Here is a 21,433-nt window from a genome sequence, read left to right as displayed (position 1 = left end):
CGAAGCGGCAGGCTGCCGGCGTCAGGCCTGCAGCTTCTTTTTCGGATAGATGTCGTAGCGGCTGGATTTGCCTTCCAGACTGTAGCCGGGCTTGCTGCCTTCGATTGCCGGCGCCTTGCGCGGGCGCTTGACCACCACCCGATGGCTGGCCAGCTCCAGCGCCGCGGCCAGCAGCGCCGGCGCATCCATATCGTCACCGACGAAGGGTCGGAACAGGCGCATCTCCTTCTTCACCAGCGCACTCTTGTCGCGATGGGGAAACATCGGATCGAGGTAGATGACCTGCGGCGTTTCGCCCTGCCACTGCTGCATCAACTCGATGGCATTGCCCTTGAGCAAGGTCATCCGCGCGGCGATCGCAGCCACGTCAGCGTCGCCTGAGGCGCGACTCAGACCATCCTCCAACAGCGCGGCAATCAGCGGCTGACGTTCGATCAGGCTGACTTCACAGCCCAGCGTCGCCAGCACGAAGGCATCGCGCCCCAGACCGGCGGTGGCGTCCAGCACCCGAGGGCGAATACCCGGCTGGATGCCCACGGCTTTGGCGATCATCTGCCCGCTGCCACCACCGAACTGCCGCCGGTGCGCCGCTGCGCCTTCGACGAAATCAACCCGCACCGGCCCCGGCGCCTGCGCTTCGAGCAACTGCAGTTGCAGGCCGGATTCGCCAATCTGTAGAGCAAACTCGGCCTCGCCCTGCCCTTCCGGCAAGCCCAGACGCAGCGCCCACTCATGGGCTACTGCGGAAAATTGCGGAGCGAGCGGTTCAATCCGAACTAGAGGATGGCTTGCAGACATGGAACACCGGCAACAATGAAAGCAGCGCATTGTGCCAGAGCATTCCGGGATGCGCCCCAATCGTCAGCGGCACATGCCGAAACCACCCATATCGACGTGAAAGTGGTCGTGATGGGCCGCGTTGTACTCGGGCCCAAGCGTGACGTTGAACGCATCGCAGGCAGCATCGCGGACTAGGCGCAGAAAGCGCGCCTTGTCGCCGTCGCCCTGCCAGTCCCGCGCCACGGTGATGCGGGTGCCATCCTGCAGGCGGAAACCGGCCAGATCCAGTGCATTGGCGCTGGCGTGCTGGCTGCGCCGATTGCTACGCGCGATGTTGCGACAGGCGAAGCTGCCGAAGTGATCGATGCGTACTACCGGCTGGCCGAAGACCGTCTGCGCCGCCGGCTGAAGTCCGTGCAACTCGAACATCGCATAAGCTGCCGCCAGCGGGCAGGTGGCGAGAAACGGCCCGCTGAAGCGCACGTCCGAGCCCTGCACGCGCACGCTGTTCTCGACCGGGCAGCCCGGCTCCGGTGTGCTGTCCGGCACGGCAGCGTAACGCAGCGGCGCCGTGGCGAGCGCCTGTTCGCAGAGCGTTCGGTCCTGCTGCAGGCGCCGTAGCTTGAGCGGTGTCAACAGGTTCGGCGGCTCACGGATGTCCAACGGTGCCCAGGGGTTCCAGCGCGGCGGGATGTCGATCAGTTCCTGCCGCACCGCCAGGGTGAAGCCTGCTAACAGCAGCAACAGCAGAAGGAAGAAGCGGCCAAAGGTCATTCCTTATGGGCAACGCCGAGCGCGCGAAGTTGGGGGCGATGTTTTACAAAAGTGGTCGGGCCGCAGACCTGACTCAATCGGCGAGCAGGGACAGTTGCGGCGCAGCCTGCAACGTAGGCAGGGCCGGCAGTCCGGACAGGCGCTCACTCAGCAGCGCGTGGAAGCGCATCGCCAACTCGGGCGCACGGTGATTGTCCGGGGTGTGCAGATAGACGTGCGGCGTCTTGCCGGCCTCGATCCAACCAGCCACCTTGTCCAGCCAGGGCGCCATGAATGCGTCGTTCGCCTCCAGCTCGGGGTGACCGACGAAGCGCAGCTGCGGCGAATCGCTGAATGCCACCGGGCGCACCGGCAGCCGAGGCTTCTTGCTTTGCGCATGCAACAGCGCCGGATCGCGGGACTGGCAGCTGAACAACGCACGGGTATCGAGGCAGATGCGCTCGATGCCGCGATCACGCAGCAATCGGTTCAATGCGCGCTCACCATCCCCTCGGTCGAAGTACCCGGGATGCCGCACCTCGACCGCCAGCGCTGCGTCGAAGCCATCGATGAACGCCGCAAGCTCGCTCAGTCTAGATGGCCCAACGCTGGCGGGCAGTTGCAGCCAGAACGGCGTTACCCTTCGCCCCAATGGCAGCAACAGCCGCTGGAAGGCATGCGCCTGCTCCAGCGCCGCAGGCAGATCGCCGGCCTGGCTGACATCGCGGGGAAATTTGGCACAGAAGCGGAAGCCCTCGGGCATCTCGCAGGCCCAGCGCTGGACCTTTTGCTCCGATGGCCAGGCGTAGAGCGTGGTGTTGCCTTCGACCGTATTGAAGGCCGAACAATAGCTGGCTAGGAAATCGGACGCTGGCGTACCCGCCGGATACAACGATCCGAGCCAGGCACTCTCGTTCCAGGAGGGACAACCGAGGTAATAGGGAAGCTCTGGCAGATCGGACCGCCTCAGGCGTAGAGGTCGAGTCCGAGCACTTCGGTGCCGTCGAAATCGACACGGAAACTCGCCGTACTGGTATAGCTGGCCAGCGCCTGAGCCACGCGGCTGGGCAATGGGCGCTCCGGCTGCGGCTCGTCATAGCGGAATGCGGAGTAGCGCTCGACCAACGCGCTGGAGTTGACCCGCTGCTGCGGACGATCGGCCTGAGGCTGGTAGTCCTGCCCGGAGCGGCTGTCGACCCCACGCTGCGCCTGCGCCGCCCGCTGCGTTTCCCCATAGCTATCCGCCGCCCTGCCGGTACGGGCAGAACGATCCGTTGAATAGGGAACAGGAAAGGAGCTTTCGACGCGCATTATTCGACTCGATCAGAGGCCCGGCGACTCTAACGGGCAGCCAGGACTTTGGCAACGCTCCTCGTCATTTGATCCCTTTCGGTGTTGCGACGTTGTCGCGCAAGTAGACCGGCTGGGCCTGATCGGCCTCCAGCGCCTCGCCTCGCTGCCAGGCGAAAGTCGCCAGACGCAGCAGATCCTCGGCATGCGGCAGCATGCCCGCGTCGCTTGCTCGTACGGCGGCCGGTATCCGCTCGGCGTAGCACCAGCCGGTACCGGCACCGAACCAGTCGTCACCCGCATCACGCGGCAGCACGGCCTGCTCGGGCGGCAGCACAGCTTCGCTACCGACCAGCTGCATCTCCCCACCGTGCTCGCGGTAGCAGCCCCAATAAACCTCGTCCATGCGTGCATCGATGGCCGCCGCGACCTGCGCCGCGCCGTGCTCGCGCCAGGCTCGCTGAGCGATGGTCGCCAGGGTCGAAACGGGTAGCACCGGACGCTGCAACGCATACGCCAGACCCTGCACCACACCGATCGCAATCCGCACACCGGTAAACGCACCCGGTCCCCGTCCGAACGCGATGGCATCTACTGCGGAAAGCGCCACTCCAGCCTCGCCGAGCAGCGCTTGTACCATCGGCAGCAATCGCTGGGCATGCAGACGTGGAATCACCTCGTAGTGGCTCAGCACCTTGCCGTCATGCAGCAGGGCGACTGAGCAGGCTTCGGTGGCGGTATCCAGGGCCAGCAGAGTGGTCATCGGGTTGGTCCGGTCGGTGAAAAGGCGCCGATTCTAGCGTATTCGCAGTGCCGGTTCTTTCGTTGTGCCCAGAGCGTCGGGCAAAAAAATGCCCGTATCGTTGGATACGGGCATTTTCATCGATCCGTGCAGCGCGGGTTCGATCAGCTCAGTGCGGCGAACACCTTGGCGGTGATCTCGTCCACCGAACCGACACCCTCGATACGGCTGTACTTCGGCGTGCCTTCGGCAGCGGCCAGGCTCTGGTAGAAATCCACCAGCGGCTTGGTCTGCGCATGGTAGACCGACAGGCGATGACGCACGGTCTCTTCCTTGTCGTCGTCGCGCTGGATCAGCTCCTCACCGGTTTCGTCGTCCTGACCGGCAACCTTCGGCGGGTTGTGCTCGGTGTGGTAAACGCGACCCGAGGCCGGGTGCACGCGGCGACCGGCGATACGGCCGACGATTTCCTCGTCGTCCACGGCGATCTCGATCACGTTGTCGATACGCACGCCGGCTTCCTTCAGCGCTTCAGCCTGAGGAATGGTGCGTGGAAAGCCGTCAAACAGGAAGCCGTTGGCGCAATCGGGCTGAGCAATACGCTCCTTGACCAGGTTGATGATCAGATCATCGGACACCAGGCCACCGGCATCCATCACACTCTTGGCTTTCAGACCCAGCTCGGTGCCAGCCTTGACTGCCGCACGCAGCATGTCGCCCGTGGAGATCTGCGGAATACCGAATTTTTTGGTAATGAAGCCAGCCTGGGTACCTTTTCCGGCACCGGGCGCTCCCAGCAGAATCACACGCATGATGAGTCCTCGAGTTTCTTAGAAGGGGGTGACCCTGCCAGCGGGCCGACGCGGCTCTTCGCTGACGAATCAAAAAATCTGGTTTGCCGCCATGCGACAAAAGGTTGAACACGATACACAGCGCACCGGGACGGCACAAGCCGTCCCGAAAACGTCTATCGAACCTCATAAATGTCACGATTCGACGCAAATGCTGACCAGCGACGGCGCCACATGACGCCGCCGCCCGGAGTGTCGCGCGGGCTTAGCCGGTGTTGCGCAACCCCGCCGCAATGCCGGCGACACTGACCAGCAGAGCCTGCTCGAGCGGGCTGTCTGCTGGGTTCTGCTGCTGCCTTGAACGGGCCAGCAGTTCGATCTGCAGCAGGTGCAACGGATCGAGATAGGTGTTGCGCAGGCTGAACGCTTCCTGGGTCTTCGGGCTGTGATCGAGCAGGTCGACCTGGCCAGTCACGCTCAGTACGGCGCCCACCACCTGCGACAATCGGTCACGCAAATCGCTGCCGAGTGAAAGCAGTTCCGGCTGTACCAGGCGCTCGTCGTAACGCCGCGCGATGTCAGCATCGGCCTTGGCCAGCACCATTTCCAGCATATCGATGCGCGTGCTGAAGAATGGCCAACGCGCACGCATCTCAGCCAGGCAGCCACCCTCCCCACGCTGCAGCGCGTTGTGCAATGCCTGTTCCCAGCCGAGCCAGGCGGGCAGCATCAGCCGCGTCTGCGTCCAGGCGAAAATCCAGGGTATCGCCCGCAGGCTCTCCACCCCACCTTCGCGACGCTTGGAAGGCCGACTGCCCAGCGGCAGACGCCCCAGTTCCAGCTCCGGTGTCGCCTGGCGGAAGTAGTCGACGAACAGCGGATGCTCGCGCACCACACCCCGATAGGCAGCCACACCTTCGGCGGCGAGGCGATCCATGGTTTCGCGCCAGCCAGGTTCGGGCATCGGCGGTGGCAGTAGCGTCGCTTCGAGCACTGCCGCGAGATAGAGGTTGAGGTTCTGCTCGGCGATGTCCGGCAGGCCGAACTTGAAGCGGATCATCTCGCCCTGTTCGGTGGTGCGGAAACGGCCGGCCACCGACCCCGGCGGCTGCGAGAGGATCGCCGCATGCGCAGGGCCGCCGCCACGTCCCACCGTACCGCCACGGCCATGGAACAGCAGCAGCTCGACGCCGTGCTTACGGCATACATCCACCAGCTGTTCCTGTGCACGATACTGGGCCCAGGCGGCGGCCGTGGTGCCGGCATCCTTGGCCGAGTCGGAGTAGCCGATCATCACCTCCTGCGGCCCCTGTAGACGCTGGCGATAACCTGGCAGGGCAAGCAGGCGGTCGATGATCGGCGCGGCGTTATTGAGGTCATCGAGGGTTTCGAACAGCGGTACCACACGCATTGGCCGCTGCAGACCAGCCTCCTTGAGCAGCAGCTGCACGGCGAGCACATCGGACGCTGCATGGGCCATGGAAATGACGTAGGAACCCAGCGAGGTGGCAGGCGCTTCGGCGATCACCGCGCAGGTAGCCAGCACCTCGGCAGTATCGGCGGACGGATGATAGTGAGCCGGCAGCAACGGGCGGCGACTGCTCAACTCGAGCTGCAGCCAATCCAGCCGGCGCTGCTCATCCCACTGCTGGTAATCGCCCAGCCCGAGGTAATCGGTGATTTCTGCCAGTGCGGCGGCATGCCGTGCGGCATCCTGGCGAATGTCCAGCCGTACCAGGAACAGCCCGAACACGGCCAGCCGCCGCAGGCAGTCGAGCAGCGCGCCATCGGCGATCATGCCCATGCCACAAGCATGCAGCGAGCGGTAGCACAACTCCAGGGGCCGGCGCAGTTCGGCGCAATCGTGCAGCACCTCGGACGGAGCCGGCTGGCCGTGCTCGATAGCAGCACGCGCCCAATCCCGGGTTGCCCGCAGTCGATGGCGCAGGGGCTTGAGCAGCACCCGATAGGGTTCGGCCGAGTCGCCGCTCTGACGCCGCAGCTCTTCGCTGGCTTCGCTCATCGACAGCGCGGTGATCAGCCCCTCGATCTCCCGCAGGTAAAGGTCGGCAGCCATCCAGCGTGCCGTCAGCAGGACCTCACGAGACACCATGGCGGTCACGTTGGGGTTGCCATCACGGTCGCCACCCATCCAGGACGCGAAACGGATCGGCGCGGCCTCCAGCGGCAAGTGCAGGCCGGTCGCACGCCGGAGGGTCGCATCGGTCTGACGCAACACGTTGGGCACGGCCTTCCACAGCGAGTTTTCGATCGCCGCGAAGCCCCATCGAGCTTCTTCGACCGGGGTGGGCCGGTTACGCCGGATCTCCTCGGTGTGCCAGACCTCGGCGATCAGACGCTGCAACTGCAGCTCGATCTTCGCCTGCTCGGCGTCGGAGAGGTCGGTGTGGTCGCGAGCCGCCAGTTGCTCGGCGATGGCGTCGTACTTCTGGATCAACGTGCGACGAGAAACTTCGGTGGGATGCGCCGTCAGCACCAGCTCGATCTCCAGCCGGCTGACCTGCCGCGCGATGAACTCGTCGCCATGCCCTGCTGCCTTGAGGCGTTCGATCAGATCGGCAAACACGCTGGTTTCGAAGGGTACCGGCTCGCCTGCCGTGCGGCGGCGGACCTGGTGGTACTGTTCGGCGATGTTGGCCAGGTTGAGGAACTGGTTGAACGCCCGGGTCATTGGCAGGAGCTCGCTTTCGTCGAGACTATCGAGCGTCTCGGTCAACAGCTGCGCGCCCTCGGCAGACCCCTTGCGTGCTGCCTTGGCGCCCTTGCGGATGCGTTCGATCTTGTCGAAGAACTGGTCGCCGTGCTGCACACGGATGGTGTTGCCGAGCAGCTCGCCAAGCAGATGTACGTTGTCGCGCAGACGTGCATCGATGATTTTCGCCATGACCTTCTTGCTCCTCCCGCCAATACGGCCAAATGAGTTTCGCGAGCCTCGCTCGGCTGATGCGACCGGTTCGCCGCATTGCATCAGACGCTCTGCTGGGAAAACGATCCTGAACGGCTACGCTGAAATTATCTCCAACCAGAGTGCCCACCGCGCCAGGCGCTGACAAGACATCAGTGCTGGCAGCCACGTGGCACGAGCACCAAAGCTACACGTCATTACCGCTCGTATGCGCGGGCAAAGGAGTAATCATGAGAATTTCCGAGCTTGTCAGCCATTGGGAACGGGACGCCAAGGGCCACATGAGCCAGACCACCTACAGCATCCCATTGGATGTCGAAAGCGCAGCACGGCTCGCGGCGCTCGCCGAGATGTATCCCAAGCGCAGCACCGAGGCGCTGCTCGGCGAACTGGTCGGCGCCGCTCTGGAGGCTGTCGAAACCAGCCTGCCTTACGTCCGGGGCACTCAAGTGATCGCCACCGATGAACAGGGCGATCCGGTCTACGAGGACGCCGGCCCCACCCCGCGCTTTCTCGAACTGTCGCGCAAACATCTCAAGCGCATGCTCGACGAAGAGAAGACTCCCGCACCGTCTAACTGAGCGGCAAAACGCAGCCCTTGCATGCCGCGCAGGCGCCCTACCCGGGCGCCTGCTTTTCCACCGTCGCGCAACCACTCCAGCCGCCCGTACGGCAGTCCTCGCGTGCTCATCGATACGGACGTCGTTCGTGACAGCCGCTCTAGCTCGCCAATTTTGACTGAACGATTAGCGCCGCCAGGCCTCACAAAAATATGTCCCGATATCGGTAGTGACCTAATCAGCACTGCCCAGCCAGGGACGGTAGCTATTCGTATGCAATCGAACTGGAGACTGACCATGAACAAAGCTGTCGCAACCCACGCTTCGAGATTTCAGCTACCCAAGCTGGCGGCCATTGCCCTTGGCGGCCTGCTGCTGACCGCATGCGCGGGCAACCCACCGACCGAGCAGTTCGCCGTGACTGAATCGGCAGTGCGCAGCGCCGTCAGTGCCGGCGGCCCTGAGTACGCTGCGGTCGAAATGCGCGCCGCGCAGGAAAAATGGAAGCAGGCCGAAATGGCCATGCAGAAGGAAAACTACGAAGAAGCCCGCAAGCTGGCCGAACAGGCCGAATGGGATGCCCGCGTAGCCGAACGCAAGGCTGAAGCGGCCAAGGCTCAGAAAGCCGTGGACGACGCGCAGAAGGGAATTCAGGAACTACGCGAAGAAGGCATGCGCAACGTTCGCTGATCCCCCAACGCCGCCATTCCATTTATAGCCATAGGATGAACTCGTCATGCATAAGCTCGTAACTCTGCCTACCATGCTAGCCCTGAGCATCGGCCTGGTGGCCTGCGCCAGTCAGCCCAACGAAAACCTCGAAGATGCGCGCAGCAGCTTCTCCGCGCTGCAAAGCGACTCGCGTGCCAGCAAGGTCGCCGCACTGGAAACCCAGGACGCCAGCAACATGCTGGACAAGGCGAATAAGGCCTACCTTAACGATGCAGATAAAGAGACGGTCGACCAGCTGGCCTACCTGACCAAACGCCGCATCGAACTCGCCGAGCAAACCATCGCACTGCGTGCGGCCGAGGAGAACCTAGGCAAGGCCTCGGCTCAGCGTGCCGAAGCACGCCTGGAAGCCCGCGACGCGCAGATCCGCAAACTGCAGGAAGACATGCAGGCCAAGCAGACCGAACGCGGCACGCTGGTGACCTTCGGTGACGTGCTGTTCGACTACGACCGCGCCGAGCTCAAGCCAGGCGGCATGCGCAGCGTGCAAAAACTGGCTGACTTCCTCAATGAGAACCCTGAGCGCAAGGTGATCGTCGAGGGCTACACCGACAGCACTGGTTCCGCTGAATACAATCAGCGCCTCTCAGAGCGCCGCGCCAACTCGGTGCGCACCGCGCTGGTGAAGATGGGCGTCGACCCCCAGCGCATCGTGTCGCAGGGTTATGGCAAGGAATACCCGGTGGCAAGCAACAGCGATTCGGCCGGCCGCGCCATGAATCGTCGTGTGGAAGTAACGATTTCCGACGACAACAAGCCGGTGGCACCACGCTCGTCGATGCGCTGATCCAGCACCTCAGGAGCTGAGCGAACGCTCCCGACGCCATCAACGCGTCGGGAGCGTTTCTGTTTCAAGCGGCCGCGTTTATGCACGGCAGCGTCGCCATACGATCAACGCAGCAGGCCAGCCGGCACCTGTTCTTCCATGCAGCGCACGGCGCGCTTCTTGTTGTCCACCAGCACACCGGTCAGGCCCTTCTGCTCGGTATCGAACAGCACCAGCACGCCATCGATGCACTGCGCCACCTGCGAGGCCGGCTTCAGCGATACCCGGTAGTCTTCGCCGGGAACGGTCTTGAGCATGGTGTAGTCGGCCAACAACAGTGCGTCTTCAGGCTTGGCGATATGCACATAGCCGTAGTAGGTCAGCACGGCGACGGTGCCAACCACGCTGCCAATTGCGGTGAGGATCAGCGGAATGGGATTGCGTTCGGACATGGACGATCTCAGCGGGCCAAAGCGCGCATTGTGGCAAATTCGAGTGCTCCGGCGTCAGCTCATTTGCCGCCGGCACGGGTTTCGCCACGCGCCTGATAGGTGGCCTCGTAGACCCGCTCGGCCAGGCGCGAAAACGGCAGGCTCTGAATCCAGACACTCCCGGTGCCCTTGAGCGTAGTCAGCAGCAGCCCTTCACCACCGAACAGCATGCTGCGCAGCCCACCAGCCAGCTGGATGTCGTAGTCGATGCCCGGCGTGAAAGCCACCAGACAACCCGTATCCAGGCGCAGGGTTTCGTTGTTCAGCTCCTTGCGGATCACCGTACCGCCGGCGTGAACGAAGGCCAGCCCGTCGCCATCCAGGCGCTGCAGAATGAAGCCCTCGCCGCCGAAGAAGCCGGCACCGATACGCTTGCTGAAGCTGATGCCGATCCGCGTGCCATAGGCCGCACAAAGAAAAGCGTCCTTCTGGCAGATCAATTGACCACCAAGCGCCGCAAGGTCTACCGGCACCACCGTACCCGGATACGGCGCTGCGAAGGCAACCCGTGCCTGTCCCTTGCCCTGGTTGGTGAAATGGGTGAGGAACAGCGACTCGCCGGTGATCATCCGCTTGCCCATGCCCCACAGCTTGCCGAGCACACCGCTCGCCGAGCCATCGCCCATGCGTGCCTCGAAGCGCACGCCATCGGTCATGTAGTTCATCGCGCCGGCCTCGGCGATCACCGTCTCGCCGGGATCGAGGATGATTTCCACGCTCTGCGCGGACTGTCCGAGGATTTCGTATTCGAGTTCGTGACTGGCCACGGCGAGCTCCTGATCCTGTGATTGCAGCGCAGCGACAGCGGCCTCGGCTGCCCTCGCCTATTTGCGCCCGAGAATGCGCAGGATACGCAGGAACAGGTTGATGATGTCCATATAGAGCGCCGCGGCGCTGTCGATGGCGTTGTCCAGCGTCTTGGGAATCTGGTTTGCCCGCCCCCAGTCAACGCCGACATAGCCGCAGAAGATCAGCACCACGATCCAGTCGATCACACCATGGTGGATGCCGAGGATGAACAGCTCGACCAGCTCGACGACGATCACCAGCAGCAGCGCCACTGTCAGCGCACGGGCGATGCTGGCAAAGAACCTCGGAAACAGCGTGCCCAGCAGCATCATGCCCAGGGTTACCAGTGCCGTGATGCGGATCGCCTCATGCACCAGCGCGCTGTCGTAGCGGCTGACTACCAGGTTGACGACCAACCCGAACGGCACCACCACCAGGTTGTAACCAAGGAAGCTCACCCAGGGCTTGTTCGAGCGATGGAACAGCCAGGCGCCGGCCAGGCAGCTGACGAAGTAGCCGCCAACGAACAACCAGGGATGGATGCTGCGAATGGACTCGACGGGGATGTTGCCCACCATCCACCAGTTGACCCAGAAGCCCCAGCAAAGGGTCAGGCCAATGACGAGGTTGTATGCGCCAGCCGAGAGGGTGCGGTCCAGCGGACTGGACCGACGGGCAAAGACGGGGTTTTCCATGTCGTTACGCTTCCTTGCGTGAGGTGTATCCGGTTGTTCGGGTCAGAGAATGTTGGCGTAGTCGGCTTCGATACGATCCAGACTCAGGTGATTGAGGAAGTTGGAGAAACACATCCAGGCCGATAGTGCGTTGAGATCCTGAAACTGCTGCGGCAGATACTTGGGCGGCACCACCATGCCTTCGTCCACCAGCTGGCGCAGCGTGCGCATGTCCTCCAGCGTGGTCTTGCCGCAGAACAGCAACGGGATCTGCTCGAGCTGGCCCTTGCGCACGGCGAGCTGGATGTAGTTGTAGATCATGATGAAGCCCTTCAGGTAGGACAGGTCCTTGGTGAAGGGCAAGCCATCCGGCGTCGAGCCACGGAACACGCGGCTGGCGTTGCTGTAGCTCTCGTCGTCGCCATAGCCCTGCTCGCGGAAGAAGGCGAACACGTCGAGAAAGTCGGCACCTTCCTCGGCCATGTGAATGGCGCGGGTGCGGTTGGTCAGCTTGCGCAGGCGCGTCGGGTAGGAGGCGAAGGCGATCACCTCCATCAGGATTGCCAGACCTTCCTGAGTCACCGTGGAAGACGGCGGCCCCTTGGCGAGAAAGGTGCAGATCGGCTGGTTCTGCCCGTTTAGCGTGGTGCCGACGTGCACCAGGCCTTCGTGAACCTCCAGCGCGCGCACGTCACGCTCGTTGAACAGCGCGTCGCTGCGGATCTTGATGTAGTCGGCGCCCGCTGCCGCATCGGCGAGGATGCCATCGGACTCGAAAACACGGATCACGCCCTCGCCTTCGCCGAATACCACATCCAGCCGCTTCTGCAGCAGCTCGACGGCCTGCGGCGCGGTGAGATTCTTCGGCTCGTCACGCAGGTCGCCACGGTCGGCGATGTTGTTCAGATAGTCGGAGAGCATAAGGCCGAGGTCGGCCAGGGTTGGATCGCCCGCGTGAAAGGCGTCGGATGCCGCGCCGTAGAGCTCCTGGGAGATCATGCCGAAGTCCGGTGTGCCACGCGCCTCGAGCATGCGGATGACCATGCGGTATTCCTTGCACATGCGCCGCATGATCTGCCCGACCGGGTTGAACTGGCCTAGCTGGCGGGTGATGTCGCGCTCGATGTCCTGGAATTCCTGCTTCTTCGCGCTGGAATCGAAAGCCAGTGGCCGACCCTCGTAGTAACCGCGATCGATCTTTGGCAGCTCACGGCCCTTGGCGGCGAAAAAGCCCTGGCGGGTGTTCTCGTCCCACTTGACCGCGTCCAGCACGCGCACTGGGGTTTGCGCCTCGACGATGCGGTCTGACAGCGCGCGCACGATGCTCTGGTATTCGTCCAGGTTGTTACGGGTATTCATCGCTACCTCTTCACGGATGATCCGTACCGTTGAGGTTACACCCGCAGATGCCTGCGCCAGCACACTGCGGGTTGGTGCGTTCAGTGGATCAGAGTTCCGGACGCATGTGCGGGAAGAGGATCACGTCGCGGATCGACGGCGAGTTGGTCAGCAGCATCACCAGGCGGTCAATGCCGATACCCTCGCCGGCGGTCGGCGGCATGCCGTATTCCAGCGCACGCACGAAGTCGGCGTCGAAGTGCATGGCCTCGTCGTCGCCGGCGTCCTTGTCCGCCACCTGCGCGTGAAAGCGCTCGGCCTGATCCTCGGCGTCGTTGAGCTCGGAATAGGCGTTGGCGATTTCACGACCACCGATGAACAGCTCGAAGCGATCGGTGACATTGGGGTTGCGGTCGTTGCGGCGCGCCAGCGGCGAGACCTCGAACGGATACTCGGTGATGAAGGTCGGCTGTTCCAGCTTGTGCTCGACCAGCTCCTCGAAAATCATCACCTGCAGCTTGCCCAGGCCTTCGTGACCGAGCAGCTTGGCGCCCGCCTTCTTGGCGATGGCACGGGCCTTCTCCAGATCATTGAGATCGGAGGCCGAGATTTCCGGGTTGAACTTGAGGATCGAGTCGAACACCGACAGCCGCGCGAACGGCTCGCCGAAATGGAACACCTTGTCGCCATAGGGCACGTCAGTGCTGCCGAGCACCGCCAGGGCCAGCTCGCGGAACAGCTCCTCGGTAAGGTCCATGTTGTCTTCGTAGTCGGCGTAGGCCTGGTAGAACTCGAGCATGGTGAACTCGGGGTTGTGCCGGGTTGAGACGCCTTCGTTACGGAAGTTGCGGTTGATCTCGAACACGCGCTCGAAGCCACCCACTACCAGACGCTTCAGATAGAGCTCCGGCGCGATACGCAGGAACATCGGCATGTCCAGCGCATTGTGATGGGTCTCGAACGGTTTGGCCGCAGCGCCGCCGGGGATGGTCTGCAGCATCGGCGTTTCGACTTCGAGGAAGTCACGCTCGGCGAGGAATTTGCGGATATGCGAGATGACCTGGGAGCGCACGCGGAATGTTTCGCGGACTTCCTCATTGACCATCAGATCGACGTAGCGCTGGCGATAGCGCTGCTCGGTGTCGGTCAGGCCGTGGAACTTGTCAGGGAGCGGACGCAGCGACTTGGTCAACAGACGCACGCTGCTCATGTAGACGTACAGGTCGCCCTTGCCCGAGCGCGCCAGCGTGCCTTCGGCGGCGATGATGTCGCCCAGGTCGAAGTGCTTGACCGCCTCGACTTGCTCGGCCGGCAGCGTCTTGCGATCGACATAGACCTGGATGCGCCCGCTCATATCCTGCAGCACCATGAACGGCCCGCGGTTGAGCATGATGCGTCCGGCGACCTTGACCGGAATGGCCTCCGCTTCCAGCTCCTCCTTGGTCTTCTCGGCGTACTGTTTCTGCAGGTCGCCTGCATAGCGGTCACGACGGAAGTCATTGGGGAAGGCATTGCCCTGCTCGCGCACGGCAGCAAGCTTTTCCTTGCGCTGGGCGATCAGCTTGTTTTCTTCCTCTTGGATAGCGTGCTGGTTCAGCGGTTGTTCACTCATTGCGGGTCGTCCCGGTCAAATCGTTTCAATGGGGGTGCTTGCGGCTTGAGGCTTGCAGCTGCTCTCAGAGCCCCTGTTTCAGGCTGGCTTCGAGGTATCCGTCGAGGTCGCCGTCGAGCACCTTCTGGCAATCGCTGCGCTCCACACCGGTACGCAGATCCTTGATGCGCGAGTCGTCGAGCACGTAGGAACGGATCTGGTGCCCCCAGCCAATGTCCGACTTGCTGTCTTCCAGCGCCTGAGAGGCGGCGTTGCGCTTCTGCATTTCCAGTTCGTACAACTTGGCCCGCAGCATCTTCATGGCGGTGTCCTTGTTGGCGTGCTGGGAACGTTCGTTCTGGCAGGCCACCACGGTATTGGTCGGCACGTGGGTGATACGCACGGCCGAATCGGTGGTGTTTACGTGCTGACCACCGGCGCCGGAGGAACGGTAGGTGTCGATGCGCAGGTCGGCCGGGTTGATTTCGATCTCCACCCTGTCGTCGATCTCGGGCGAGACGAATACCGCCGAGAACGAGGTGTGGCGACGGGCGCCGGAGTCGAACGGGCTCTTGCGCACCAGGCGGTGCACGCCGATCTCGGTGCGCAACCAGCCAAAAGCATATTCACCCTTGATGTGAACGGTAGCGCCCTTGATACCGGCGACTTCGCCCTCGGACAGCTCGACGATCTCAGCAGTGAAGCCGCGCTTGTCGGCCCAGCGCAGGTACATGCGCAGCAGGATGTTCGCCCAGTCCTGCGCCTCGGTGCCGCCGGAACCGGCCTGGATGTCCAGGTAGCAGTTATTCGGGTCCATCTCGTGGCTGAACATGCGGCGGAATTCGAGCTTTTCGAGGATTCCGCGCAGACGGTCCAGCTCGGCGGCCACATCATCAACGGCGCCTTGATCATCTTCTTCGACCGCCATGTCGAGCAGGTCGCGAGAGTCGGCAAGTCCGCCATCGAGGTCATCGATGGTTTCGACAATCTGCGCCAGGGTGGCGCGTTCACGGCCCAGGCTCTGGGCGTATTCGGGCTTGTTCCAGACGTTGGGGTCTTCGAGTTCGCGGTTTACTTCGACGAGACGATCATGCTTCTGATCGTAGTCAAAGATACCCCCGAATTGACAGGGTGCGCTCGGACAGGTCCTTGATGCTGTTAAGGATCGGGTTGATTTCCATAGGTAGGCAGCTCTCAATCGGACGGTGCAAAAGCTGGCGATTATAACTCAGCCAACCCGTGCTGACAGCCCGCCGGGCGTGCCGGCAGACGGTCAGGGAAACGGGTTTGCACTCGCAATGCCTGATCAGGCGCTCACGCCGCGTACCTGGCTTTCCAGTTCGGCTTTGAGGTCTGGGTCGAGTTGCAGGCAGCGCGCCAGTTCGTCGAGGTAGGCGCGCTCCATGAAATGCTCCTCGTCGACCATCAGCACGCTGGCCAAGTACATCTCCGCAGCCAGCTCCGGCGTACTGGCGCTACTGGCCACATCGGCCGGGTCCAGCGGCTTGTTCAGCTCAGCCTCCAGCCAGTGCTGCAGATCAGCATCAGCCAGCTTGCCCAGCTCTGCCTCGATCAGCTGGCGCTCACGGGCGTCGACATGGCCGTCGGCCTTGGCCGCTGCCACCAGTGCCTTGAGAATGCCCTGACTGTGCACCTCGACCTCTGCCGGCGGCAGGCGATCGATTGTCTGTGGCGTCTGCTGCTGCGTCCCGCCCTGCTGCGCCTGCCAGTTGCTGTAGGCCTTGTAGGCGAGCACGCCGAGCGCCGCCAAACCGCCATAGGTCACTGCCTTGCCGCCCATCTTGCGCACCTTGCGGTTGCCCAGCAGCAGGCCCATGGCACCGGCGGCCAGCGCGCTGTTGCCACTGCCGGAAAGCACCTTGCCGAGAGAACCACCACCGACACCGGAGAGCAGGTCGCTCAAACCACCACCGCCGGGTTTGCCGCCCATGCCGGATTGCTGCTTCTGCAACAGGTCCTGCCCGGACTTGAGCAGTTGATCGAGAAGGCCACTGGTTTTCATCGGATTCTCCGCGTGAATGACGTAAAGGATTGCTAGTCGAACGATTCGGGCACCTGCCGAATCGGCGTGTCGCGATGGGCGGCGCGCACGTATTGCGCCGGCCAGGCCACGGAACTGTCGCGCAGGTCCTCGGCGGCATGCAGTGGCCAGTAGGGATCGCGCAGCAGTTCGCGGGCGAGCAGAATCAGATCGGCCTGGCCGGTGCGCAGGATGTGCTCGGCCTGCACCGCCTCGGTAATCATGCCGACCGTGCCGGTGGCGATGCTCGCCTCCTTGCGAACGCGCTCGGCGAACTGGGTCTGGTAGCCCGGCCCGACTGGAATATCGGCGTTGGCCGCGGTGCCGCCAGACGACACATCGATCAGGTCGACGCCAATTTCCCTGAGCCGCCGCGCAAGCTCGACCGTTTCCTCGGCATTCCAGCCATCATCGACCCAGTCGGTCGCCGACAGCCGGACGAACAGCGGCAATTCCTCGGGCCAGACCTGGCGCACCGCAGCGGTGACCTCCAGCAGCAGGCGGATACGGTTGTCGAACGAGCCGCCATAACGATCCTGGCGCTGATTGGATAGCGGTGAAAGGAACTGATGCAGCAGGTAGCCGTGGGCCGCATGTACCTCAGCAACCTTGAAGCCGGCAGCCAATGAGCGCTCGGCCGCCTCGACGAAGGCCTGCACGACGCCCGCGATGCCGGCGGCGTCCAGCGCCGTCGGCACGGCATGTTCAGGCGAGAAAGCAATGGTCGAAGGACCGACCGGGGTCCAGCCGCCAGCGGCGACCGGCACGCTGCCGTGCTTGCCGAGCCAGGGCCGCCAGGTGCTCGCCTTGCGCCCGGCATGGGCCAACTGCACGCCAGCGAACGCGCCCTGCGCCTCGATGAAGCGAGTGATACGGCGCAGCGGCTCGACATGCTCGTCGGACCAGATACCCAGGTCGTCCGGCGAAATCCGCCCTTCAGGGCTGACCGCAGTCGCTTCGACGATTACCAGGCCGGCGCCACCTACGGCCCGGCTGCCAAGGTGCACCAGATGCCAGTCGTTGGCCATCCCGGCCTTCGCCGAGTACTGGCACATGGGCGATACGGCAATCCGGTTGGGCAGTTTGAGCTGGCGCAGGGTAAGCGGCTGGAAAAGCTGGGACATGTCGGCCTCTACTGTCGGGAATGCGGATTTGACACCCGTCAGTAGAGACCGTTTCGCCGGTCATGCCCAGCCCGACATCGGTGGAACTGCCCGCCTCAGGCAGCGCTGACCTGCACCGGCACACCGTTGAGCGCGGCATTGCCGGATACATCCAACTGGCGCTCGTCAGTCAGGTCGTTACTGCTGGCGCCCGGTTGCTGCCGGGCGATATCCATTTGCACGCCAGGACGGGCGTGGCCCCAGCCATGCGGCAGGCTGACCACGCCGAGCATCATCTCCTCGCTGGCCAGCGCCTCCACCTCGACCACGCCGACCCGCGAATGCACGCGCACACGCTGGCCATCCTGCAAAGTCCGAGCAGCCATGTCCGCAGGGTGCATCAGCAGCTGATGACGCGGTTTGCCCTTCACCAGGCGCTGGTAGTTGTGCATCCAGGAATTGTTGCTGCGTACATGCCGGCGGCCGATCAGCAGCAGCTCGTCGCTCTTGGTCTGCGGCTCGGCGGCGAAGCGCTGCAGATCGTCCAGCATCAGCGCCGGCGCGGCCTGGATGCGCTGGTTCGGCGTTTTCAGGCGCCGCGCCAGATTCGGCTTGAGCGGCCCTAGATCCAGGCCGTGGGGATAATCCTCCAGCGCTGCCAGGCTCAGCTTGCGCTCGGACTTGTCACCGTACGGCCCATGGCGCAGCGCCAGGTCCATCATCTGCTGCGGCGGCATGGTGGGCTTCAGCTCGACGCCGACCCGTGCTGCGTAGGCCCTGGCAAGCCCGATGAAGATTTCCCAGTCGTGCAGCGCACCCTCGGGCTTGGGCAGCACCGGCTGGTTGAAGCGGGTGACGTTGCGCACGGCGAGCAGATTGAATGTCGCGTCGTAATGGTCGTGCTCCAGCGGCGCGGTCGGCGGCAGGATCACGTCGGCATAGCGAGTGGTTTCGTTGATGTAGAAATCCACACTGAGCATGAACTCCAGCCCGTCCAGCGCCTGCTCCAACTTGCGTCCGTTGGGCGTGGAGAGCACCGGGTTGCCGGCCACGGTGACCAGCGCACGTACCTGCCCATCCCCCGGCTCGAGCATCTCCTCGGCCAGTGCCGCTACCGGCAGTTCGCCGCCGTACTCGGGCAACTGCGAAACCCGGCTGTGCCAGGCAGCGAAATGGCCGCCGGAGGTGGTTTCCACCAGATCCACCGCGGGCTCGGTGCACAGCGCGCCGCCGACCCGATCGAGATTGCCGGTGACCAGGTTGATCAGTTGTACCAGCCACTGGCAGAGCGTACCGAAGGCCTGGGTCGAAACGCCCATGCGCCCGTAGCAGACCGCTTTGTCCGCCGCTGCGAAATCCCGCGCCAGCTGGCGGATCTGCTCGGCCGGAACCCCGCAACGAGCGCTCATCGCCTCGGCGGTAAACTTGGCGATCGCCGTGCGCACCTCCTCGTTGCCGTCCAGCGGGAGCTCGCTGGCGCGCGTCAGGCCTTCCTCGAACAGGGTATTGAGCAGGCCAAACAGCAGCGCCGCGTCTTGTCCCGGCCGCACGAACAGATGTTGATCGGCGATCGCTGCGGTCTCGCTGCGGCGCGGGTCGACCACCACCAGCTTGCCGCCGCGGGCGCGGATCGCTTTCAACCGCTTCTCTACGTCGGGCACGGTCATGATGCTGCCATTGGAGGCCAGTGGGTTGCCGCCGAGGATCAGCATGAAATCGGTGTGATCGATGTCCGGCACCGGCAATAGCAGGCCGTGGCCGTACATCAGATGGCTGGTCAGGTGATGCGGCAGCTGATCGACCGAGGTCGCGGAAAAACGGTTGCGCGTCTTCAACAGACCGAGGAAATAGTTGCTGTGGGTCATCAGCCCGTAGTTGTGCACGCTCGGGTTGCCCTGGTAGATGGCCACGGCATTGGCGCCGTGGCGCTCGCGGATCTCAGCAAGGCGCTCGGCGATCAGTTCGTACGCCTCGTCCCAGCCAATCGCCTGCCATTCGTCGCCGCAACGACGCATCGGGTGGCGCAGGCGATCCGGGTCGTTCTGGATGTCCTGCAGGGCGACAGCCTTGGGACAGATATGGCCGCGGCTGAAGCTGTCGAGGGGGTCGCCCTTGATCGAAAGGATGCGCTCGCCTTCGGTCTGGATGGTCAGGCCGCAGATGGCTTCGCACAGGTGACAGGCACGGTGATGGACGCTGATGTCGCTCATTTCGGATTCCCGCATGGCGCTGTTGTTGTCCAGCCACTCTAGGCGCCACGGCCATGGGCAACAATCAGACGTCTTGACGGGGAATGCCGATGGATTCAGCCGGCCTATCATCGGCCGGCATGCTTCGTCAGCGCGGGGCGATATGCGCCACCATCAGTTGCACGCTTTCCTGGCCGCGATACTCGTTGACGTCCAGCTTGTAGGCCACTTCCGCCCAGCGCACCGTCGGGTTCGGCCAGATCTCACGGGCGACGTTGAAGGCGATGCCATCGAGGGTCAGCGAACCACATTCGCTCTTCAGCACAAGCTTCAAATGGCGCTCGCCGACGATACGCTGCTGCACCAGCTGGAACACCCCATGGAACATCGGCTCGGGAAAATGCTGGCCCCAGGGCCCGGCGTTGCGTAGTGCGCGGGCCAGCTCCAGGTGAAACTCCTCGACGCTGAGCTGGCCGTCGGTGAGCAACCGGCCGGTGAGATCGTCCTCGCACAGCTGGCGCCGCACCTCGGCATCGAAGGCGGCGGCGAAGGCGCCGAAGTTGGCTTGCGGCAGCGAAAGCCCGGCCGCCATGGCGTGCCCGCCGAACTTGCTGATCAGGCCGGGATGCTTGGCGGCAACCGCATCCAGCGCATCGCGAATATGAAAGCCTGGCACCGAGCGCGCCGAGCCCTTGAGCAGCCCATCGCCAGCATCCGCGAAGGCAATGGTCGGGCGGTGGTAGCGCTCCTTCAGGCGCGAGGCGAGGATGCCGATCACGCCCTGGTGCCAGTCCGCCTCGAACAGGCACAGGCCGAACGGCAGGTCTTCCAGCGGCAGCTCCTTGAGCTGCGCCAGCGCCTCGCGCTGCATGCCCTGCTCGATGCTCTTGCGGTCCTTGTTCAGCTCATCGAGCTGGACCGCCATATCGCGCGCCAGCGCCTCGTCCTCGCAGAGCAGGCATTCGATGCCCAGCGACATGTCGTCCAGCCGCCCGGCCGCGTTGAGTCGCGGTCCGAGAATGAAGCCCAGATCGGTGGAAGTGATGCGTCGATGATCGCGCCCGGCCACTTCGAGAATCGCCCGCAGGCCCGCCCTTGCCCGCCCGGCGCGGATCCGCGCCAGACCCTGATGGACCAGAATGCGGTTGTTGGCATCCAGCGGCACCACGTCGGCGACGCTGCCCAGCGCCACCAGGTCGAGCAGCTCGGCGAGGTTCGGCTCGACCCAGCCCTGACGGACGAACCAGTCCAGCTCACGCAGACGCGCGCGCAACGCCAGCAGCACATAGAAGATGACCCCGACCCCGGCGATGCACTTGCTGGGGAAGGCACACCCAGGCTGGTTGGGATTGACGATGGCATCCGCCTCCGGCAGTTCGTGACCCGGCAGGTGATGGTCCGTGACCAGCACCTTGAGCCCTGCGGCCTTGGCCGCCGCCACGCCGTCGACACTGGAGATGCCGTTGTCCACCGTCACCAGCAGATCGGGCTCGCGCTGCAAGGCGACCGCAACGATTTCCGGGGTCAGGCCATAGCCATATTCGAAGCGATTGGGCACCAGGTAATCGACATGCGCCGCACCCAGCTGGCGCAGTCCGAGCACGCCGACGGTACTGGCCGTGGCGCCATCGGCATCGAAATCGCCGACGAACAGGATGCGCTGGCGCTTTTCCAGCGCCTCGACCAGCAGCTCCACCGCCGCATCGATGCCCTTGAGCTGCTTATAAGGAATCAACCGCGCCAGCCCCTTGTCCAGCTCCTCTGCGCAGGTCACGCCACGGGCCGCGTAGAGGCGCTGCAGCAGCGGCGGCAGCTCGCCGAGGTCGGGTAGCTGCTCGGGCAGGGGGCGGGGTTCGATACGCATGGAATTTTGGGCT

The 21,433-nt window shown here is 63.8% G+C and carries 20 protein-coding genes; 3 read left to right on the top strand and 17 right to left on the bottom strand.

Annotated features, from left to right (window positions below; all coding sequences use genetic code 11):
- Window positions 1-21: 21 nt before the first annotated feature.
- From UIB01_RS07220 to ppc, 7 genes are all read right to left on the bottom strand, one after another.
- A complete protein-coding gene (locus tag UIB01_RS07220) occupies window positions 22-798 on the bottom strand; it encodes a class I SAM-dependent methyltransferase (RefSeq protein WP_038658238.1) in 777 nt (258 codons plus the stop codon).
- A gap of 63 nt (window positions 799-861) precedes the next feature.
- Window positions 862-1,554 carry an extensin-like domain-containing protein gene (locus UIB01_RS07215; protein WP_038658236.1) on the bottom strand — a complete coding sequence of 231 codons (693 nt, stop codon included), beginning with the start codon at window positions 1,552-1,554 and terminating at the stop codon, window positions 862-864.
- 73 nt (window positions 1,555-1,627) lie between these two features.
- Window positions 1,628-2,488 (bottom strand): DUF72 domain-containing protein, encoded by an 861-nt coding sequence (locus UIB01_RS07210; RefSeq protein ID WP_500812329.1) that lies wholly within the window; start codon window positions 2,486-2,488, stop codon window positions 1,628-1,630.
- 11 nt (window positions 2,489-2,499) lie between these two features.
- A complete protein-coding gene (locus UIB01_RS07205) occupies window positions 2,500-2,844 on the bottom strand; it encodes a hypothetical protein (protein WP_038658231.1) in 345 nt (114 codons plus the stop codon).
- A 64-nt stretch (window positions 2,845-2,908) separates the two neighbouring features.
- Window positions 2,909-3,586 (bottom strand): tRNA (adenosine(37)-N6)-threonylcarbamoyltransferase complex dimerization subunit type 1 TsaB, encoded by a 678-nt coding sequence (tsaB, locus tag UIB01_RS07200; protein ID WP_038658229.1) that lies wholly within the window; start codon window positions 3,584-3,586, stop codon window positions 2,909-2,911.
- A gap of 143 nt (window positions 3,587-3,729) precedes the next feature.
- On the bottom strand, window positions 3,730-4,377 hold the full coding sequence (adk, locus tag UIB01_RS07195) for an adenylate kinase (protein ID WP_038658226.1): 648 nt from the start codon (window positions 4,375-4,377) through the stop codon (window positions 3,730-3,732).
- A gap of 244 nt (window positions 4,378-4,621) precedes the next feature.
- Window positions 4,622-7,261: a phosphoenolpyruvate carboxylase gene (gene ppc, locus UIB01_RS07190; protein WP_038658223.1), complete on the bottom strand. Its 2,640-nt coding sequence runs from the start codon at window positions 7,259-7,261 to the stop codon at window positions 4,622-4,624.
- Between the two features lie 251 nt (window positions 7,262-7,512).
- Here ppc and UIB01_RS07185 point away from each other — a divergent pair, with 251 nt between their 5' ends.
- From UIB01_RS07185 to lptF, 3 genes are all read left to right on the top strand, one after another.
- Complete coding sequence (locus UIB01_RS07185; protein WP_038658221.1) at window positions 7,513-7,863, top strand: hypothetical protein; 351 nt, start codon at window positions 7,513-7,515, stop codon at window positions 7,861-7,863.
- 276 nt (window positions 7,864-8,139) lie between these two features.
- Complete coding sequence (locus UIB01_RS07180; RefSeq protein WP_080695056.1) at window positions 8,140-8,532, top strand: DUF4398 domain-containing protein; 393 nt, start codon at window positions 8,140-8,142, stop codon at window positions 8,530-8,532.
- Between the two features lie 46 nt (window positions 8,533-8,578).
- On the top strand, window positions 8,579-9,361 hold the full coding sequence (gene lptF, locus UIB01_RS07175) for a lipotoxin F family OmpA-related lipoprotein LptF (protein ID WP_038658215.1): 783 nt from the start codon (window positions 8,579-8,581) through the stop codon (window positions 9,359-9,361).
- 104 nt (window positions 9,362-9,465) lie between these two features.
- On the opposite strand, the gene UIB01_RS07170 is transcribed toward lptF, so the two are convergent.
- From UIB01_RS07170 to recJ, 10 genes are all read right to left on the bottom strand, one after another.
- Window positions 9,466-9,792, bottom strand: a complete 327-nt coding sequence (locus UIB01_RS07170) for a PA3694 family proteiin (protein ID WP_015276411.1) — start codon at window positions 9,790-9,792, stop codon at window positions 9,466-9,468.
- A gap of 59 nt (window positions 9,793-9,851) precedes the next feature.
- Window positions 9,852-10,598, bottom strand: coding sequence for a TIGR00266 family protein (locus UIB01_RS07165; protein ID WP_015276410.1), 747 nt, complete (start codon window positions 10,596-10,598; stop codon window positions 9,852-9,854).
- 57 nt (window positions 10,599-10,655) lie between these two features.
- On the bottom strand, window positions 10,656-11,315 hold the full coding sequence (locus UIB01_RS07160) for a Bax inhibitor-1 family protein (protein ID WP_038658212.1): 660 nt from the start codon (window positions 11,313-11,315) through the stop codon (window positions 10,656-10,658).
- 42 nt (window positions 11,316-11,357) lie between these two features.
- Window positions 11,358-12,653 carry a flavohemoglobin expression-modulating QEGLA motif protein gene (locus tag UIB01_RS07155; RefSeq protein WP_038658209.1) on the bottom strand — a complete coding sequence of 432 codons (1,296 nt, stop codon included), beginning with the start codon at window positions 12,651-12,653 and terminating at the stop codon, window positions 11,358-11,360.
- A gap of 88 nt (window positions 12,654-12,741) precedes the next feature.
- Window positions 12,742-14,244, bottom strand: coding sequence for a lysine--tRNA ligase (gene lysS, locus UIB01_RS07150; RefSeq protein ID WP_038658206.1), 1,503 nt, complete (start codon window positions 14,242-14,244; stop codon window positions 12,742-12,744).
- A gap of 64 nt (window positions 14,245-14,308) precedes the next feature.
- A protein-coding gene (gene prfB, locus UIB01_RS23060) for a peptide chain release factor 2 (RefSeq protein WP_096780450.1) occupies window positions 14,309-15,404 on the bottom strand; the annotation gives its coding sequence in 2 pieces (ribosomal slippage) (window positions 14,309-15,331 and window positions 15,333-15,404; 1,095 coding nt in all).
- Window positions 15,405-15,529: 125 nt separating this feature from the next.
- Window positions 15,530-16,246: a tellurite resistance TerB family protein gene (locus UIB01_RS07135; RefSeq protein ID WP_015276405.1), complete on the bottom strand. Its 717-nt coding sequence runs from the start codon at window positions 16,244-16,246 to the stop codon at window positions 15,530-15,532.
- Between the two features lie 32 nt (window positions 16,247-16,278).
- Entirely contained in the window at window positions 16,279-17,388 is a 1,110-nt protein-coding gene (locus UIB01_RS07130) for an NADH:flavin oxidoreductase/NADH oxidase (RefSeq protein WP_038658198.1), read from the bottom strand.
- 95 nt (window positions 17,389-17,483) lie between these two features.
- The gene (locus UIB01_RS07125) at window positions 17,484-19,577 is read right to left on the bottom strand and encodes a molybdopterin-dependent oxidoreductase (RefSeq protein ID WP_038658195.1); all 2,094 of its coding nucleotides are present in this window, start codon (window positions 19,575-19,577) and stop codon (window positions 17,484-17,486) included.
- Between the two features lie 127 nt (window positions 19,578-19,704).
- Entirely contained in the window at window positions 19,705-21,420 is a 1,716-nt protein-coding gene (gene recJ, locus UIB01_RS07120; protein ID WP_038658192.1) for a single-stranded-DNA-specific exonuclease RecJ, read from the bottom strand.
- Between the last annotated feature and the right edge of the window lie 13 nt (window positions 21,421-21,433).

The sequence above is a fragment of the Stutzerimonas decontaminans genome (assembly GCF_000661915.1).
Lineage (GTDB): Bacteria > Pseudomonadota > Gammaproteobacteria > Pseudomonadales > Pseudomonadaceae > Stutzerimonas > Stutzerimonas decontaminans.
Note: the sequence above shows the minus strand (reverse complement) of the source record. Positions and strands in the feature narration are given on the sequence as shown.

Excerpts from the sequence above, each read along its gene's own strand:
- UIB01_RS07220 (WP_038658238.1), bottom strand. The coding sequence starts at position 798 with ATGTCTGCAAGCCATCCTCTAGTTCGGATTGAACCGCTCGCTCCGCAA.
- UIB01_RS07215 (WP_038658236.1), bottom strand. The coding sequence starts at position 1,554 with ATGACCTTTGGCCGCTTCTTCCTTCTGCTGTTGCTGCTGTTAGCAGGC.
- UIB01_RS07205 (WP_038658231.1), bottom strand. The coding sequence starts at position 2,844 with ATGCGCGTCGAAAGCTCCTTTCCTGTTCCCTATTCAACGGATCGTTCT.
- tsaB (WP_038658229.1), bottom strand. The coding sequence starts at position 3,586 with ATGACCACTCTGCTGGCCCTGGATACCGCCACCGAAGCCTGCTCAGTC.
- adk (WP_038658226.1), bottom strand. The coding sequence starts at position 4,377 with ATGCGTGTGATTCTGCTGGGAGCGCCCGGTGCCGGAAAAGGTACCCAG.
- ppc (WP_038658223.1), bottom strand. The coding sequence starts at position 7,261 with ATGGCGAAAATCATCGATGCACGTCTGCGCGACAACGTACATCTGCTT.
- UIB01_RS07185 (WP_038658221.1), top strand. The coding sequence starts at position 7,513 with ATGAGAATTTCCGAGCTTGTCAGCCATTGGGAACGGGACGCCAAGGGC.
- UIB01_RS07180 (WP_080695056.1), top strand. The coding sequence starts at position 8,140 with ATGAACAAAGCTGTCGCAACCCACGCTTCGAGATTTCAGCTACCCAAG.
- lptF (WP_038658215.1), top strand. The coding sequence starts at position 8,579 with ATGCATAAGCTCGTAACTCTGCCTACCATGCTAGCCCTGAGCATCGGC.
- UIB01_RS07170 (WP_015276411.1), bottom strand. The coding sequence starts at position 9,792 with ATGTCCGAACGCAATCCCATTCCGCTGATCCTCACCGCAATTGGCAGC.
- UIB01_RS07160 (WP_038658212.1), bottom strand. The coding sequence starts at position 11,315 with ATGGAAAACCCCGTCTTTGCCCGTCGGTCCAGTCCGCTGGACCGCACC.
- UIB01_RS07155 (WP_038658209.1), bottom strand. The coding sequence starts at position 12,653 with ATGAATACCCGTAACAACCTGGACGAATACCAGAGCATCGTGCGCGCG.
- lysS (WP_038658206.1), bottom strand. The coding sequence starts at position 14,244 with ATGAGTGAACAACCGCTGAACCAGCACGCTATCCAAGAGGAAGAAAAC.
- UIB01_RS07135 (WP_015276405.1), bottom strand. The coding sequence starts at position 16,246 with ATGAAAACCAGTGGCCTTCTCGATCAACTGCTCAAGTCCGGGCAGGAC.
- UIB01_RS07130 (WP_038658198.1), bottom strand. The coding sequence starts at position 17,388 with ATGTCCCAGCTTTTCCAGCCGCTTACCCTGCGCCAGCTCAAACTGCCC.
- UIB01_RS07125 (WP_038658195.1), bottom strand. The coding sequence starts at position 19,577 with ATGAGCGACATCAGCGTCCATCACCGTGCCTGTCACCTGTGCGAAGCC.
- recJ (WP_038658192.1), bottom strand. The coding sequence starts at position 21,420 with ATGCGTATCGAACCCCGCCCCCTGCCCGAGCAGCTACCCGACCTCGGC.